Raw genomic sequence first — 16,402 nt, 5'->3', positions numbered from 1 at the left:
AGCACCTGACAAGAAGTGCAACATCCCTCAAGGAGGAGCACGCATGCCAGTGGATACGACCAAGCACGCCGAGTCGGGTGGTTCCGACCAAGAGGTTGACGAAAAGACGCTGAGACGCGCAGTCGGTGCGTCGATGATCGGTAACGCGACGGAGTGGTACGACTACGGCGTTTACGCCTACCTGACCGCCGAGATCACGCACAACTTCTTCCCGAACGCGGGCAACGCGGCCACGCTGCTGGTCTACGCGGTGTCCTTCGTGCTTCGTCCACTGGGCGGCATCGTCTGGGGGCCGATCGGGGACCGGCTCGGTCGCAACAAGGTGATGGCGATGACCATCATCCTGATGTCGGTCGGCACGGCTCTGGTGGGCTTCATCCCCAGTTATCAGTCGATCGGGGTCTGGGCGCCGATCTTCCTGGTGCTGCTGCGCATCGTGCAGGGCTTCTCCACCGGTGGTGAGTACGGCGGTGCCGCGACCTTCATGGCCGAGTACTCGCCGGACAAGAAGCGCGGCTTCTGGGGCTCGTTCCTCGAGTGCGGCACGTTGCTGGGCTTCAGCGGCGGTCTGGCCGTCGTGCTCATCCTGCGCGCGTCGCTCAGCGACGACGCGATGACCTCGTGGGGCTGGCGCATCCCGTTCCTGATCGGACTGCCGTTGGGTCTGGTCGGGCTCTACCTGCGCAGCAGGATGGAGGACACGCCGGTCTTCCGTGAGTTGCAGGACAACGAGGAGGCGGAACAAGCGGCCACCAGTGCGCTCAAGGACTTGTTCACGAATTACTGGCAGCCGATCGTGCGGCTGTTCCTGATGGTGGTTGCCCTCAACATCGCCAACTACACGCTGTTGACGTACATGCCGACCTACATGAGCGATTCACTCGGCATCTCGGCGACCCAGTCCGACATCGTCCTGCTCATCGGACAACTGATCATGGTGGCGCTGATCTGGATCGCGGGGAGCGCTTCGGACCGGGTCGGCCGCAAGCCGATGTGGTGGTTCTCGCTGACTGCGATGTTCGTGCTGGCGATCCCGTGCTTCTGGCTGATGGGCCACGGCATGGGCTGGGCCATCGTCGGCTTCACGGTTCTCGGTCTGGTCTACCTGCCGCAGCTCGGCACGATCTCGGCGACCTTCCCGGCGATGTTCCCAGCACACGTCCGTTACGCGGGTATGGCGATCAGCTACAACATCTCCACCGCGGCGTTCGGCGGCACCTCGGCACTGGTCAACGACTGGATGGTCGGCTGGGGCGGCCGTTACATGCCGGCCTACTACATGATGCTGGCGATGGTCATCGGTGCGATCGGGCTGGTGAAGGTGCCCGAGACTGCAGGTCGTTCGATCCGCGGCCGTGGGATCCCGGGTGAGGATCCGGCGGAGGAGGAGCGCCGCGAGCGCAGCGGCATCCACAACGTGTCCGGAATCCGTGACGTCTCAAGGGAGTTCGGGACTCGCGGGCGCCGCCCACGGCGCGAGCAGTGACGGACGCGCGTCAGAGGATGGGTCGCCCACCCGTGACGGCGACTCGTGCGCCGGAGACGTAACTGGTGTCCTCGGCGTCGGCGTCCTCACTGAGATGGGAGATGAGCACGTCGGCGCCCTCTCGGGCGTAGGCGATGGCGACGGCCTTGCCGATGCCGCGTCCCGGTGCTGCCGAGGACGCGACGGGTCAGCGCAGCCGGGCCAGGACCGCCTCGGTGAATTCGGTCGTCGACGCGGTGCCGCCGAGGTCGCGGGTGCGGGTGCCCTCGGCCAGCACTGCGCCGAACGCCGCCTCCAACGTGTCGGCCGCCTCCGGTTGACCGAGATGGCGCAACATCATGCCGCCCGCCCAGATGGCGGCGACCGGGTTCGCCATACCCTTGCCGGCGATGTCCGGTGCACTGCCGTGGACCGGTTCGAAGAGCGAGGGGTGCTCGCGCTCGGGGTTCAGGTTGGCGCTGGGCGCGACGCCGAGCGAACCCGCAACGGCCGCAGCCAGATCCGAGAGGATGTCACCGAACAGGTTGGACGCGACGATCACGTCGAGGCTCTCCGGCGCGAGCACCACGCGCGCAGCGAGCGCGTCGACCAGCACCTTCTCCAGGGTGACGCCCGGGAACTCCTCGACGGTCTCGCGCGCGACCTCGTCCCAGAAGGGCATCGTGTGGATGATGCCGTTGGACTTGGTCGCCGACACCAGCCGGCCGCTTCGCTCCGTCGCCAGCTCGGCGGCGAAGCGGGTGACCCGGGAGACCCCCTTGCGAGTGAATATCGCTTCCTGCAAAGCCAATTCGTCCGGCTGCCCACGGCGGAACCGGCCACCGATCTCGGAGTATTCCCCCTCGACGTTCTCGCGTACGACGACGACGTCGAGCTTCTTGTCACCGGCCAGCGGTGACGGCACGCCCGGCAGGGTGCGGCTGGGTCGCAGGTTGATGTACTGGTCGAACTCACGCCGGATCGGGATCAGCAGGCCCCACAGCGTGACGTCGTCCGGGATGTCGACATCACCCACTGCGCCAAGGAGTATGGCGTCCGCGTCGGCCATCTGCTCCAGCCCGTCCACCGGCAGCATCCGGCCATTGGCGCGATAGAAGTCCGAACCCCAATCCCGTTCGCGCCATTGGAGTTCGAAGCCGAAACGCTCGGCCAGCACGTCGACGCAGGCCGTCGCTGCCGGGATGACCTCCTGACCGATTCCGTCGCCGGGAATGACATCGATCGTGTAGCTCGCTCCCATGCCGTCCGATGCTAGTCATAGATCCTGCGGGGGAGGCTCGGCGGTGTCGTCGCGTCGCGCGCCGAGGATGAGCGCGCTCGCGCTCACCACGAGAACCATGCCGAGCAGCTTCACCGGGGGCAGTTGCTGGCCGAGCACGACCAGTCCGGCCAGGGCTGCGACGGCCGGTTCGAGGGAGAGCAGGATCCCGAAGATGTTCGGCGGCAGGCGTCGCAGCGCCACCATCTCCAGCGAGTAGGGCAGTGCCGAGGAGAGCACCGCGATGCCCAACCCCTTGAGCAGGGCCTCACCACCGATCAGGTCCCGGCCGGCCTCGAGCACGCCGAAGGGCAGCACCACCACGGCGGCCAGCGCCATCGCGATGGCCAGCCCGTCGACGCCCGCGAAGTGCTGTCCCGTCCGCCGTGACGTGATGATGTATGCCGCCCAGCAGGCACCGGCGGCCAGCGCCAGCAGGATGCCGATGCCGTCGAGTTCGTGCAGTGGAGTGCCGAGGGCGCCGGACACCAGCGCGACACCGGCAGCGGCGAGGAGGACCGCGGCGCCGTCGCGCGCGTGCCGGGACAGAGCCGCCGAGAGGATCAGCGGACCGATGAATTCGATGGTGACCGCGACCCCGATCGGCAGCCGTTGCAGCGACCCGTAGAAGCACAGATTCATCGCGCCCAGCGCCATCGCGTATGACGCGACGGCCGTCCAATCGGCACGACTGCGGCCGCGAAGGGAGGGCCTGGTCCAGGCGAGCACGATGATCGCAGCGATCAGCAACCGCAGCGCGACGGACCCGGGTACGCCGACCATGGGCAGCAGGGTGGCGGCGAGTGCTCCGCCCACTTGCACGGAGAGGATGGCACCGAGCACGAGGAACGGCGCGGGGACGGGCCCCGCGCCGTATCGGCTTTCGAGCACACGTGGTCTCATGTGTCGCGCGGCCGAGGCGTCATTGCAGCTGGCGGATGCGGCCGACCTGGGTCAGCGTCTCGAGGCGCTTCGCGGGCATGTCCTCCTCGACGACGTCCTCGCCGGTGGAGGGGGAGTGCAGGATGCGACCCGGCCCGGTGACGATGCCGACGTGGTGGATCGGCTTGCCCGGCTGCGCGAAGAAGTAGAGGTCGCCGGGTCGGGCCTGCTCGATCGGAGTGTCCTCGCAGGCGCGGTACTGGTCGCCGGCGTCCCGCGGGAAGACGAGGCCGAGCCGGCGCAGGCTGTAGTGGACCAGGCCAGAGCAGTCCAGGCCGCTCGGGGAGATGCCGCCCCACAGGTAGGACAGGCCGATGTGGGTGCGTGCCTCCTCGAGGAACGCGTCGATCGACGCCGCGGTGCTACCACCGGGCAGCTCCTCCGGCGAGGTGCCCTCGACCGGCCGCAGGTGCGCGGTGCGCACGTAGCCGGGGTAACCGGTGTCGCTGCCGTCATACGGCTGCCACGGTGACGTGACCCTCGTCCAGCCGCCGGTGTCGCCGGACGTGACGATGACCGGCTCGCCGTGCAGCAGCTCGGAGTCGAAGCGGTCGTAGAGGCCGAGGCGGCCCTCCTCGAGGGTCGGCGTGCCATCCATGTCGGCCAGCCAGCGGCTGTGGTCGGGCCGGTCGGCGATCAGCGGCGCATCGATCGGGCGCGGGGAATCCGGTGTGTTCCACAAGCCGGTGATGTCCACGTTGACAATTGCCGTCCGGGTCGAATCCGTGTCATTCGTCACCATGCCATCAAACACGGTGCGACCGGCTCGTGCACTCACCACCCCCGCTCCCGCCATTCGGCCAGATGGGGGCGTTCGGCCGCGAGCGTGGTGTCGTCGCCGTGTCCGGGGTAGACCCAGGTGTTGTCGTCATACCGACCGAAGATGCGCTCCTCGACATCATCGATCAGCTGTGGGAACGACTGGTAATCATAGCGATTCGTCGCACCGACGCCGCCGGGGAAGAGCGAGTCGCCGGTGAAGAGATGCGTGCCGCCGTCCGTGCCGCGCACGGAGAGCGCGATCGAGCCGGGCGTGTGGCCGCGCAGTACGACGACGTCGAAGCGCAGGTCGCCGACCTGCACGGTGTCGCCGTCATGCAGGCCGCGGTCGACGGGCACCGGGAGATGCTCGGCGTCGTCCGTGCCGGCCAGCAGTTGCGCACCGGTCTCGCGCGCTGCCTCGGGCAGGGCACCGACGTGGTCGAAGTGCCGGTGGGTGGTGGCCAGGTGGGTCACCCGGCCACCGTCGGCCTCGATCATCGCGCGGATGGCGGGCCACTCGTTCGCGGCGTCGATCAGCAGCGCGTCACCTGTCGCGGCATCGGTGATCAGGTAGACGTTGTTGTGCATGTCGGAGACGCTGATCTTGCTGATCCGGGCGATGCCGATGTCACGTGTGGCGGGCGGGTCACCTGGTGTCACTGTGCCGTCGTAGGTCATCGAATTCTCCTGTCGGTCGTCCGCGGATTCCGGGTTGTCGGTGGTGCGACCTAGCATGGTCGTCGTGCCTTTGTCGACGTCTCTCACCGTGCCATCCAGTCGGGGTCACGACCACCTTCGGGTGCGTGGTGCCCGTGAGCACAATCTTCGCAACATCTCCATCGACATCCCGCGCGACGCGCTCGTCGTCTTCACCGGGCTGTCCGGATCGGGCAAGTCGTCGCTGGCTTTCGACACCATCTTCGCCGAGGGGCAGCGTCGGTATGTCGAGTCCCTCTCGGCATACGCCCGGCAGTTCCTGGGCCAGATGGACAAACCGGACGTCGACTTCATCGAGGGCCTGTCGCCCGCGGTCTCGATCGACCAGAAGTCGACCAACCGCAACCCGCGGTCGACCGTCGGCACCATCACCGAGGTCTACGACTACCTGCGCCTGCTGTTCGCGAGGGCGGGACGCCCGCACTGCCCCGTCTGCGGCGAGCCGGTCGGCCGCCAGACGCCGCAGCAGATCGTCGACCAGCTGCTGACCCTGCCCGACCGCACCCGCTACCAGGTGCTGGCACCGGTCGTCCGCTCCCGCAAGGGTGAATACCTGGAGCTGTTCGCCGAGCTGCAGTCCAAGGGTTACTCCCGTGCTCGCGTCGACGGTGAGGTCGTCACCCTGACCGAGCCACCGAAGCTGGCCAAGCAGAAGAAGCACACCATCGAGGTGGTCGTCGATCGTCTCGTGGCCAAGGAGGGCGACACCTCCGGCAAGCAGCGCCTCACCGACTCGGTCGAGACGGCGCTCGGCTTGGCCGGTGGCGTGCTGCTGGTCGACATGGTCGACCTCGACGCCGACGACCCGAAGCGAGAGCGCCGCTTCTCCGAGAAGATGGCCTGCCCCAACGAGCACCCGCTGTCGATGGACGAGATCGAGCCGCGGTCGTTCTCCTTCAACAGCCCGTTCGGCGCGTGCCCGGCGTGCACCGGCATCGGCACCGAGCTGGAGGTCGATGTCGACCTGCTGATCCCCGACCAGGACAAGTCGATCCGTGAGGGCGCGATCCTGCCGTGGGCACAGGGTGCGCAGTCGTCCGACTACTTCCTGCGGGTGATCGGTGCGCTGGCCGAGGAGCTGAAGTTCGGGCTCGACACGCCCTGGCACGCATTGCCGGAGCGCGCCAAGGAAGCTCTGCTGCACGGCAAGAACCACCAGGTCCACGTCAAGTACCGCAACCGTTACGGCCGGGAGCGCAGCTACTCGACCGGGTTCGAGGGCGTGGTCCCGTTCGTCAAGCGGCGGCACCAGGAGACCGAGTCCGACTGGAGCCGCGACCGCTACGAGGGCTACATGCGCGAGGTTCCATGCCCGGTCTGTCACGGGGCACGACTCAAGCCCGAGTCGCTGGCCGTCACCATCGGCGGCCGCTCGATCGCCGAGGTCTGTGCGTTGCCGATCTCGGAGTCCGCCGGATTCCTCGGGACCGTCGACTTCACACCCCGCGAGCGGCAGATCGCCGAGCGGGTGATCCGCGAGGTCGACGCGCGGCTGGGGTTCCTGCTCGACGTCGGACTCGACTACCTGTCACTGGACCGCCCGGCCGCCACCCTGTCCGGCGGCGAGGCGCAGCGCATCCGGCTGGCGACGCAGATCGGTTCCGGTCTGGTCGGGGTGCTCTACGTCCTGGACGAGCCGTCCATCGGGCTGCACCAGCGGGACAACCACCGGCTGATCGACACGCTGACCCGCCTGCGGGATCTCGGCAACACGCTGATCGTCGTCGAGCACGACGAGGACACCATCGCCACGGCCGACTGGGTCGTCGACATCGGGCCCGGGGCGGGGGAGCACGGCGGCAACGTCGTCTACTCCGGCCCGGTCAAGGGCCTGCTGGAGCAGGACGGCTCGATCACCGGGGCCTACCTGTCGGGGCAGCGCGAGATCCTCACTCCCGCCATCCGACGGCCGCAGGACGGCCGGGAGATCGTCGTGCGCGGTGCGCGTGAGCACAACCTGCAGAACGTCGACGTCGCCATACCGCTCGGCAATCTCGTTGCAGTTACTGGTGTTTCGGGTTCGGGCAAGTCGACGCTCGTCAACTCGATCCTCTACAGCGTGCTGGCCAACCAGCTCAACGGTGCTCGGCACGTGCCCGGGCGGCACCGCACCGTCGAGGGCCTGGAGCAGCTCGACAAGGTGGTCCACGTCGACCAGAGCCCGATCGGCCGGACCCCGCGGAGCAACCCGGCGACATACACCGGTGTGTTCGACAACGTCCGCAAGCTCTTCGCCGAGACCACCGAGGCGAAGGTGCGCGGCTACCAGCCGGGCCGCTTCTCGTTCAACGTCAAGGGCGGTCGCTGCGAGGCGTGCAGCGGTGACGGCACGCTCAAGATCGAGATGAACTTCCTGCCGGACGTCTATGTCCCGTGCGAGGTCTGCCACGGCGCGCGCTACAACCGCGAGACGCTCGAAGTCCACTTCAAGGGCAAGACGATCGCCGACGTGCTCGACATGCCCATCGAGGAGGCCAAGGACTTCTTCGCGGCGGTGCCGGCGATCGCGCGGCACATGAACACCCTGGTCGACGTCGGCCTCGGCTACGTCCGGCTCGGGCAACCCGCGCCGACGCTGTCCGGTGGTGAGGCGCAGCGTGTCAAGCTCGCGGCCGAGCTGCAGAAGCGTTCGACCGGTCGCACGATCTACGTGCTCGACGAGCCGACGACCGGTCTGCACTTCGAGGACATCCGCAAGCTGCTCGGGGTCCTGCAGGGGCTGGTCGACAAGGGCAACACCGTGATCGTGATCGAGCACAACCTGGACGTGATCAAGTCCGCCGACTGGATCGTCGACATGGGCCCGGAGGGCGGTCACCGCGGTGGGACCGTCGTGGCCACGGGCACTCCCGAGGATGTCGCCGAGGTGGCCGAGAGCTACACCGGCCAGTACCTCGGTGCGTTGCTGGCCAAGTCGACGAGAGCCGAGCGTCCCTCGCAGAGCGCCGCGGCCGCGAAGCGCAGTGCAGCCACGAAGGCGACCACGAAGAAGACCGCAACCGGGAAGAAGACCGCGGCGAAGAAGCCCGCCGCCAAGAAGGCGACCAGCCGGACCCGGACGGCGGCCGCCGTCGAGAAGTCGGCGACCCCGGCCGCCACGGCGAAGGCGACCGTGAGCAAGCCGGTGAAGCGGGCGGCCAAGAAATGAGCAGGAAGTAGTCCCGGCACACAGGAGTTCCATAGCCCCAGGTCACCAATTGATCATTCAATGACTGCATGCTGGGGTGCATGACTACTTCGGACAGCAACGAAGCATCGAACACTTCCCATGGCACGCAGCGACGGGTCGTATTGCGCTCCGCCGGGCTGGCGGGTGGCGCTGTGGCGGCGTCCGCGGCTCTCGCGGCGTGTGGCGGCTCATCGGGATCATCGGGATCATCGGCCGGCGCGGCGTCGGCTGCCCCGTCGTCCGCGGACGCAGGGTCGGCCGGCGCGAGTGGCGGTGCCGGCGCGGCCGGCAGTGGAAAGGGCATCGCGAAGTCCAAGGTGCCGGTGGGCAGCGGCGTCATCGACAACGACCTGAAGGCCGTCGTCACGCAACCCGCGTCGGGTGAGTTCAAGGCCTTCAGCTACGTCTGCACCCATCAGGGCTGCCCCGTCAGCCAGATCAGCGGTGACACGATCACCTGTCCCTGTCACGGCAGCGAATTCAGCACCAAGGACGGCTCGGTCAAGAACGGCCCCGCCACCAAACCACTCACCCCGATGAAGGCCACGGTGCAGGGTTCCCAGGTCATCGTCAGCTGACACCCCCCTCATGCCGAATGACGGCTCTCTCGCCGAGTGACGGTCAGATCTCGCCGTCACTCGCCGAAGAAGCCGTCATTCGGCATGGTGTTCGTGGGTGTCCGACGGACTCCATAGAGTGGAGTCGTGGCTGATCCGTCGACCTACCGCCCGAAGCCGGGGGAGATCCCGGTCGATCCCGGTGTCTACAAGTTCCGCGACAAGGACCGCCGGGTCATCTATGTCGGCAAGGCCAAGTCGTTGCGCAGCCGGTTGTCGTCATACTTCCAGGACATCGCGGCGCTGCACCCCCGGACACGGACGATGGTCACGACCGGCGCGAGCGTCGAGTGGACCGTCGTGCGCAACGAGGTCGAGGCACTGCAACTCGAATACTCCTGGATCAAGGAGTTCGACCCGCGGTTCAACGTCAAGTATCGCGACGACAAGTCCTACCCCTACCTCGCGGTGACCATGGGCGAGGAGTTCCCGCGCGCCCAGGTGATGCGTGGTTCCAAGCGCAAGGGCACGCGCTACTTCGGGCCCTACGCGCACGCCTGGGCGATCCGCGAGACGCTCGACCAGTTGCTGCGTGTGTTCCCGGTGCGCACCTGCAGCAGTGGCGTCTTCAAGCGGGCGGGACAGGTCGGGCGGCCGTGCCTGCTCGGCTACATCGACAAGTGCTCGGCGCCGTGCGTCGGTCGGGTGACCGCCGACGAGCACCGCGCGATAGCCGAGGAGTTCTGCGACTTCATGGCCGGCAACACCGGCCGCTTCGTCAAGCGTCTGCAACGCGAAATGCGTGCTGCCAGTGCGGATCTCGACTTCGAGACCGCCGCGCGCCGACGGGACGACATCGCCGCGCTGGAGAAGGCCCTGGAGCGCTCGGCCGTCGTTCTGCCCGACGCCACGGATGCCGACGTCTTCGGCATCGAGGACGACGAGCTCGAGGCAGCGGTGCAGGTCTTCCACGTCCGTGGCGGCCGCATCCGCGGTCAGCGCGGCTGGGTGGTCGACAAGCAGAGCGAGGGCGACCTCGGGCTCGCCGACGTCGTCGAGCGACTGCTCGGCCAGGTCTACGGCGGCGAGTCACCCGAGGGTGTGCCCCGGGAGGTGCTCGTGCCGGCCCTGCCGCCGGAGCCGGAGGCGATGGCCGAGCTGCTGACCGAGATCCGCGGCTCCCGCGTCGAGCTGCGTATGCCGCAACGCGGTGACAAGCGGACCCTGATGGAGACCGTCAACCGGAACGCGAAACAGTCGCTGGCGCGGCACAAGGTGGCGCGGGCGGGCGACCTCACCGCGCGCAGCCAGGCACTGCAGGACCTGCAGGACGCGCTCGAGCTGCAGCAGGCGCCGCTGCGGATCGAGTGCTTCGACGTCAGTCACGTCCAGGGCACCAACGTCGTCGCCTCCATGGTGGTCTTCGAGGACGGCCTGCCCCGTAAGGGGGAATACCGCCGGTTCATCGTCCGCGGCACACCGCAGCCGGACGGATCCGTGCGACTCGACGACACCGCGGCGATGGACGAGATCCTCACCCGGAGGTTCCGGCACTACCTGCAGGACCGTGACAACGCCGGGGACATCGAGCTGGACGAGGCCGGTGACGAGCCCGGACCGGGCAGCGGCCCGATCGACGAAACCACCGGCAAACCCAAGCGATTCGCCTACCCGCCGCAGCTCGTGGTCGTCGACGGCGGCAAGCCCCAGGTCGATGCAGCGTCCCACGCGCTGGAGATGCTGGGCATCGACGATGTCGCGGTCGTCGGGTTGGCGAAGCGGCTGGAGGAGGTCTGGCTGCCCGGCGACGACTTCCCGGTGATCCTGCCCCGGACCAGCGACGGGCTCTACCTGTTGCAGCGCGTCCGCGACGAGGCGCACCGGTTCGCGATCACCTTCCACCGGCAGCGCCGGTCCAAGGCGATGACGCGGTCCGCGCTGGACGACATACCCGGCCTGGGCGCCGTCCGGCGCAAGGCGTTGCTGCGCGAATTCGGCTCGGTCAAGCGGTTGCGCGCGGCGTCGATCGAGCAGATCGAGGCGGTCTCGGGCATCGGCCCGGCGCTCGCCGCTACGGTGCATTCACACCTGCGAGAGGATGACGCCACAACACCTGCGGTCAACCTCACCACAGGTGAAGTTCTCGACGACAATCTCGACAACGAGCCCGACAATGAGCCCGACGACGCGCCGAACGACGCGCCGAACGACGCGCCGAATGAGAAGGAGACCACCCGATGACGGACGTGGACGAGTCCCCGGAGCTGGCGCCGGAGCTCATCGTTGTCACCGGCATGAGCGGTGCCGGCCGCACCACCGCGGCCAACGTGCTGGAGGACCGGGGCTGGTACGTCATCGACAACCTGCCGCCCCAGCTGCTGGTGGCGATGGCCGACCTGCTGGCCAAGCAGGGCATCGAGAACCGCGAGTCGGTGCCCAAGCTCGCGGCCGTGGTCGACGTCCGGTCCCGGGAATTCTTCACCGACTTCCGCGAAGGCCTGGACCACCTGCGCGACGAGGGCTGGCGGCCCACCGTCATCTTCATGGACGCCACCGACGAGGCCCTGGTACGGCGCTTCGAGTCCGTGCGCCGGCCGCACCCGCTGCAGGACGAGGGGCGGCTGCTGGACGGCATACAACGGGAGCGCGAAGCGCTGCGCGACCTGCGCGCGACCGCCGACATCCTGATCGACACCAGTGGCCTGAACGTCCACCAGCTCAGCAGCAAGGTGCGCGAGTTCGTCGGCGGAGACGACGGGCCCGCGTTGCGGATCGCGGTCATGTCGTTCGGCTTCAAGTACGGCATCCCGCTGGACGCCGACCTCGTCTTCGACATGCGGTTCCTGCCCAATCCGTTCTGGAATCCGCAGCTCCGACCGCACACCGGGCAGGAGTCGATCGTCGCCGACTACGTGCTGGCCCAGCCCGGCGCGAAGGAATTCCTCGACCGCACGCTGAGCCTGCTGGAGCCGATGACCGCGGGTTACCTGCGCGAGGGTCGCAGCTACGTCACGCTCGCCGTGGGTTGCACCGGCGGCAAGCACCGGTCGGTGGCGATGGCCGAGGCGCTGGCCGACCGGCTCAACTCGCGTGAGGTGAAGTCTCTCGTCGTACACCGCGATCTGGGGCGCGAGTGAAGCGCCGCACGGGACACCGGTCGTGACCCGGCGTCCGGCGGTGGCCGCCCTCGGTGGCGGTCACGGGCTCTTCGCGTCGTTGCAGGCCCTGCAACTGGTCACCGACAAGATCACCGCGATCGTGACGGTCGCCGACGACGGCGGCTCGAGCGGGCGGTTGCGTGAGGAGTTCGACATCCTCCCGCCCGGCGACCTGCGGATGGCGCTGGCCGCGCTCTGCGACAACTCCGAGTGGGGCCTGCAGTGGGCCGACGCGTTGCAGCACCGCTTCGCGGGCGAGGGCCCGCTCGGTGGTCATTCGCTCGGCAACCTCATCATCGCGTCGCTGTGGGATCTGCTCGGCGAACCCATCGCCGGACTCGACCTGGTCGGCCGGCTGCTGGGTGCCCGCGGCCGCGTGCTGCCGATGGCCGCCGAGCCGCTGCGCATCGAGGCCAGCGTGCTGGGCGCCGACCCGGAGCAACCGGACGAGGTGACCGAGATCCTCGGCCAGGTCGAGGTCGCCACGACCCCGGGTCGGGTCCTCGGTGTGCGTCTCAACCCGGATCCGCCACTGGCGTGCCAGGAGGCCGTCGACGCCGTGTATGACGCGGACTGGGTGATCCTCGGACCGGGATCGTGGTTCACCTCGGTGATGCCGCACCTGCTGGTGCCCGACCTGCGCGAGGCGCTGGTGCACACGACGGCCAAGCGGATGCTCACCCTCAACATGGTCATGAACACCGGTGAGACAACCGGATTCAGTGCCTCCGATCACCTCGAGGTGCTGGCCGCACACGCGCCCGAGTTGCATCTCGATGTGGTGCTGGCCGACCCTACTGTGGTGTTCGACGGCGGCGAGCAGTTGCGCTCCACTGCCCAATCGCTAGGCGCTGAAGTAGTTTTCGCGGACGTGGCAGACTCGGATCGACCGGGCGCGCACGACACCCTGCGTCTGGCAGCGGCCTATCGTGATGTGGTGGAGTGACTGTTTCGCGTCGCCACGACACGTAGCATGAGCACACCTCTCCAGAGCAATACCAAGGAACTGAAACGACATGTCGATGACCGCAGCCGTCAAGGACGAACTCAGCAGACATGTCGTCACGAAAACGTGCTGCCGCAAGGCGGAGATCTCGGCGATGCTGCGGTTCGCGGGTGGCCTGCACATCATCGGCGGCCGGATCGTCATCGAGGCGGAGCTGGACACCGCGGCTGCCGCTCGTCGGCTGCGGCAGGCGATCGCCGATCTCTACAGCCAGACACCACAGGTGCTGGTGATGAGCGGCGGCGGGCTGCGACGCGGCAGTCGCTACATCGTGCGGGTCGCACACGACGGTGAGGCGCTCGCCCGGCAGACCGGACTGATCGACCATCGTGGCCGGCCGGTTCGTGGCCTGCCTCCTCGGGTCGTCAATGGTTCGATCTGCGACTCCGAGGCTGCCTGGCGTGGCGCCTTCCTCGCGCACGGCTCGCTCACCGAACCGGGACGCTCCTCGTCGATGGAGATCACCTGCCCGGGCCAGGAGGCGGCGCTCGCCCTGGTCGGTGCGGCACGACGGCTCGGTGTGCAGTCCAAGGCCCGTGACGTGCGAGGTGTCGACCGTGTCGTCATACGCGACGGTGATGCCATCGGCGTGATGCTGACCCGGCTGGGTGCGACCGATGCCTTCATGGCCTGGGAGGAGCGGCGGATGCGCCGCGAGGTGCGTGCCACGGCCAACCGCCTGGCCAACTTCGACGACGCCAACCTCCGTCGCTCCGTCGAGGCAGCGGTCCAGGCCGGCAGCCGGGTGGAGCGGGCGCTGGAGATCCTGGCCGACGAGGTGCCCGACCACCTGGCCGAGGCCGGCCGCCTGCGGCTGACCCACAAGGAGGCCAGCCTCGAGGAGCTCGGTCAGAAGGCCGATCCGCCGATGACCAAGGACGCGGTCGCCGGTCGCATCCGACGCCTGCTGGCGATGGCCGACAAGCGCGCGGCCGACCTCGGCATACCCAACACCGAGGCGGCGCTGACGGCGGACATGCTCGATCAGTAGGACGCATTCGAGCGGATGGCCGCGATCAAATAGGCTCGATGCTGTCGATACGGCGGTGCCGGCCTCGACACCGCCTCAGATGCACATCACCTGACCAACAGAAAGGGATGAGTCGCCTGTGACCGTCCGTGTGGGAATCAATGGCTTCGGCCGCATCGGCCGCAACTTCTTCCGGGCGGTCGTCGCGTCCGGCGCCGACATCGAGATCGTCGGTGTCAACGACCTGACCGACAACGCCTCCCTGGCGCACCTGCTGAAGTACGACTCCATCCTGGGCCGTTTCCCCGGTGACGTTTCCTCGACGGACACCGACATCACCGCCGGTGACAAGACGTTCAAGGCGTTCGCCGAACGCGACCCGGCCAAGCTGCCGTGGGGTGACCTCGGCGCCGACGTCGTCATCGAGTCGACCGGCATCTTCACCGACGCCGAGAAGGCCAAGGTGCACATCGACGGTGGCGCCAAGAAGGTCATCATCTCCGCGCCCGCCAAGAACGAGGACATCACGATCGTGATGGGTGTCAACGATGACGCCTACGACGCGGCCAAGCACACGATCATCTCCAACGCGTCCTGCACCACCAACTGCCTCGGCCCGATGGCCAAGGCCCTCAACGACGAGTTCGGCATCGTCAAGGGCCTGATGACCACCATCCACGCCTACACCCAGGACCAGAACCTGCAGGACGGGCCGCACAAGGACGCGCGCCGTGCACGCGCCGCCGCGATCAACATCGTGCCGACCTCCACTGGCGCAGCCAAGGCGATCGGCCTGGTGCTGCCGGAGCTGAAGGGCAAGCTCGACGGCTACGCGCTGCGTGTCCCGACGCCGACCGGCTCGGCCACGGACCTGACCTTCGAGGCGAGCCGTGAGACGACGGTCGAGGAGGTCAACGCCGCGGTGAAGAAGGCCGCCGACGGCAAGTTCCTGCGCTACACCGAGGACCCCATCGTCTCCTCGGACATCGTCACCGACCCGGCCTCCTGCATCTTCGACTCGGGCCTGACCAAGGTCATCGGCAACCAGGTGAAGGTCGTCGGCTGGTACGACAACGAGTGGGGCTACTCCAACCGGCTGGCCGACCTCGTCGAGCTCGTCGGCAAGAGCCTCTGAGTCCACGCCCTCACCTCCGGGAGGAACGGAATCCCCATGCGAACGTATGACGACCTGGGCAACCTGGCCGGCAAGACCGTGCTGGTCCGCAGTGACCTCAATGTGCCGTTGAACGACGCCGGTGAGATCACCGACGACGGACGCGTCCGTGCGTCGGTGCCGACCATCAGGCGGCTGGCCGATGCAGGCGCCCGGGTCGTCGTGTGCGCGCACCTGGGCCGGCCCAAGGGCGCGCCCGACCCGAAGTTCTCCTTGCGTCCCGTCGCAGACCGACTGTCCGAATTGCTTGGTTTCCCAGTGCTTTTCGCCACCGACACGGTGGGGGAGTCAGCCAACGAGACCGTCGACAAGCTGCACAAGGGCGAGGTGGCCCTGCTGGAGAACCTCCGCTTCAACCCGGGTGAGACCAGCAAGGACGATGCCGAGCGCGGCGCGTTCGCCGACCAGCTGAGCCACCTCGCCGACGCCTTCGTCTCCGACGGCTTCGGCGTCGTGCACCGCAAGCAGGCGAGCGTCTACGACATCGCCGAGCGGCTGCCGCAGGCGGCCGGTGGCCTGGTCGAGACCGAGGTCGGCGTGCTGCGCCGGCTGACCACGTCACCGCAGCGCCCGTATGCCGTGGTGCTCGGCGGCGCGAAGGTCAGCGACAAGCTGGGAGTCATCGAGAACCTGTTGGGCAAGGCCGACATGCTGCTCATCGGAGGCGGCATGGTCTTCACGTTCCTGGCGGCCCAGGGTCACGAGGTCGGCAAGAGCCTGCTCGAGCAGGACCAGGTCTCCCGGGTCAAGGGTTACCTCGCCGACGCCGAGAACCGCGGAGTCAAGATCGTCCTGCCGACGGACGTCGTGGCCGCCACCGAATTCTCGGCCGACGCCGATCACGAGGTGGTGGCGGTCGACGCCATACCCGCGGACCGGATGGGCCTGGACATCGGCCCGGAGTCGGCGAAGGCGTTCGGCGATGCGATCAGCACCGCCAGGACGGTCTTCTGGAACGGCCCGATGGGTGCCTTCGAGATGGCGCCGTACGCCGAGGGCACCAAGGTGCTCGCGCAGGCGCTGGTCGACGTGACCAAGGACGGCGCCCTGACCGTTGTCGGCGGTGGCGACTCGGCCGCCGCGGTCCGGCAGCTCGGCTTCGCGGACGACGACTTCGGGCACATCTCGACCGGCGGCGGCGCGAGCCTGGAATTCCTGGAGGGCAAGACGTTGCCCGGCCTGAGCGTGTTGGAGGACTGAACA

The 16,402-nt window shown here is 68.0% G+C and carries 13 protein-coding genes and 1 pseudogene; 9 read left to right on the top strand and 5 right to left on the bottom strand.

The genetic code is table 11. The features are described 5' to 3' along the window. Window positions 1–43: 43 nt before the first annotated feature. Window positions 44–1,486: an MFS transporter gene (locus VG502_RS06260; RefSeq protein WP_325549165.1), complete on the top strand. Its 1,443-nt coding sequence runs from the start codon at window positions 44–46 to the stop codon at window positions 1,484–1,486. Window positions 1,487–1,547: 61 nt separating this feature from the next. Here the strand turns inward: VG502_RS06260 and VG502_RS06255 are convergent. The 5 genes and pseudogenes from VG502_RS06255 to VG502_RS06235 all read right to left on the bottom strand — a co-directional run. Beyond that, window positions 1,548–1,643 (bottom strand): annotated as a pseudogene (locus tag VG502_RS06255) (NAD(P)-dependent oxidoreductase); the annotation flags it as partial. Window positions 1,644–1,673: 30 nt separating this feature from the next. After that, window positions 1,674–2,726 (bottom strand): tartrate dehydrogenase, encoded by a 1,053-nt coding sequence (locus tag VG502_RS06250; protein ID WP_325549164.1) that lies wholly within the window; start codon window positions 2,724–2,726, stop codon window positions 1,674–1,676. 15 nt (window positions 2,727–2,741) lie between these two features. After that, entirely contained in the window at window positions 2,742–3,635 is an 894-nt protein-coding gene (locus VG502_RS06245) for an EamA family transporter (protein WP_325549163.1), read from the bottom strand. Window positions 3,636–3,666: 31 nt separating this feature from the next. After that, window positions 3,667–4,425, bottom strand: coding sequence for a C40 family peptidase (locus tag VG502_RS06240; protein WP_325549162.1), 759 nt, complete (start codon window positions 4,423–4,425; stop codon window positions 3,667–3,669). A gap of 35 nt (window positions 4,426–4,460) precedes the next feature. Continuing rightward, window positions 4,461–5,183 (bottom strand): MBL fold metallo-hydrolase, encoded by a 723-nt coding sequence (locus VG502_RS06235; protein ID WP_325549161.1) that lies wholly within the window; start codon window positions 5,181–5,183, stop codon window positions 4,461–4,463. Here VG502_RS06235 and uvrA point away from each other — a divergent pair. The 8 genes from uvrA (at window position 5,182) to VG502_RS06195 (ending at window position 16,399) form a co-directional block, all read left to right on the top strand. Beyond that, window positions 5,182–8,313, top strand: coding sequence for an excinuclease ABC subunit UvrA (gene uvrA, locus VG502_RS06230; RefSeq protein ID WP_325549160.1), 3,132 nt, complete (start codon window positions 5,182–5,184; stop codon window positions 8,311–8,313). The genes VG502_RS06235 and uvrA overlap by 2 nt on opposite strands. 80 nt (window positions 8,314–8,393) lie before the next feature. Continuing rightward, a complete protein-coding gene (locus VG502_RS06225; protein ID WP_325549159.1) occupies window positions 8,394–8,912 on the top strand; it encodes a Rieske (2Fe-2S) protein in 519 nt (172 codons plus the stop codon). 126 nt (window positions 8,913–9,038) lie between these two features. Continuing rightward, window positions 9,039–11,132 (top strand): excinuclease ABC subunit UvrC, encoded by a 2,094-nt coding sequence (gene uvrC / locus VG502_RS06220; RefSeq protein ID WP_325549158.1) that lies wholly within the window; start codon window positions 9,039–9,041, stop codon window positions 11,130–11,132. Next, complete coding sequence (gene rapZ, locus VG502_RS06215; RefSeq protein WP_325549157.1) at window positions 11,129–12,028, top strand: RNase adapter RapZ; 900 nt, start codon at window positions 11,129–11,131, stop codon at window positions 12,026–12,028. Before uvrC ends, rapZ begins: the two co-directional genes overlap by 4 nt. Before the next feature lie 22 nt (window positions 12,029–12,050). Continuing rightward, window positions 12,051–12,995, top strand: a complete 945-nt coding sequence (locus tag VG502_RS06210) for a gluconeogenesis factor YvcK family protein (RefSeq protein ID WP_325549156.1) — start codon at window positions 12,051–12,053, stop codon at window positions 12,993–12,995. 70 nt (window positions 12,996–13,065) lie between these two features. Then, on the top strand, window positions 13,066–14,046 hold the full coding sequence (whiA, locus tag VG502_RS06205) for a DNA-binding protein WhiA (protein WP_325549155.1): 981 nt from the start codon (window positions 13,066–13,068) through the stop codon (window positions 14,044–14,046). A gap of 118 nt (window positions 14,047–14,164) precedes the next feature. Beyond that, complete coding sequence (gap, locus tag VG502_RS06200; RefSeq protein WP_325549154.1) at window positions 14,165–15,160, top strand: type I glyceraldehyde-3-phosphate dehydrogenase; 996 nt, start codon at window positions 14,165–14,167, stop codon at window positions 15,158–15,160. A gap of 36 nt (window positions 15,161–15,196) precedes the next feature. After that, window positions 15,197–16,399, top strand: a complete 1,203-nt coding sequence (locus VG502_RS06195; RefSeq protein ID WP_325549153.1) for a phosphoglycerate kinase — start codon at window positions 15,197–15,199, stop codon at window positions 16,397–16,399. The last annotated feature ends 3 nt before the right edge of the window (window positions 16,400–16,402 follow it).

Source organism: Flexivirga sp., from assembly GCF_035551235.1.
GTDB lineage: Bacteria > Actinomycetota > Actinomycetes > Actinomycetales > Dermatophilaceae > Flexivirga.
Note: the sequence above shows the minus strand (reverse complement) of the source record. Positions and strands in the feature narration are given on the sequence as shown.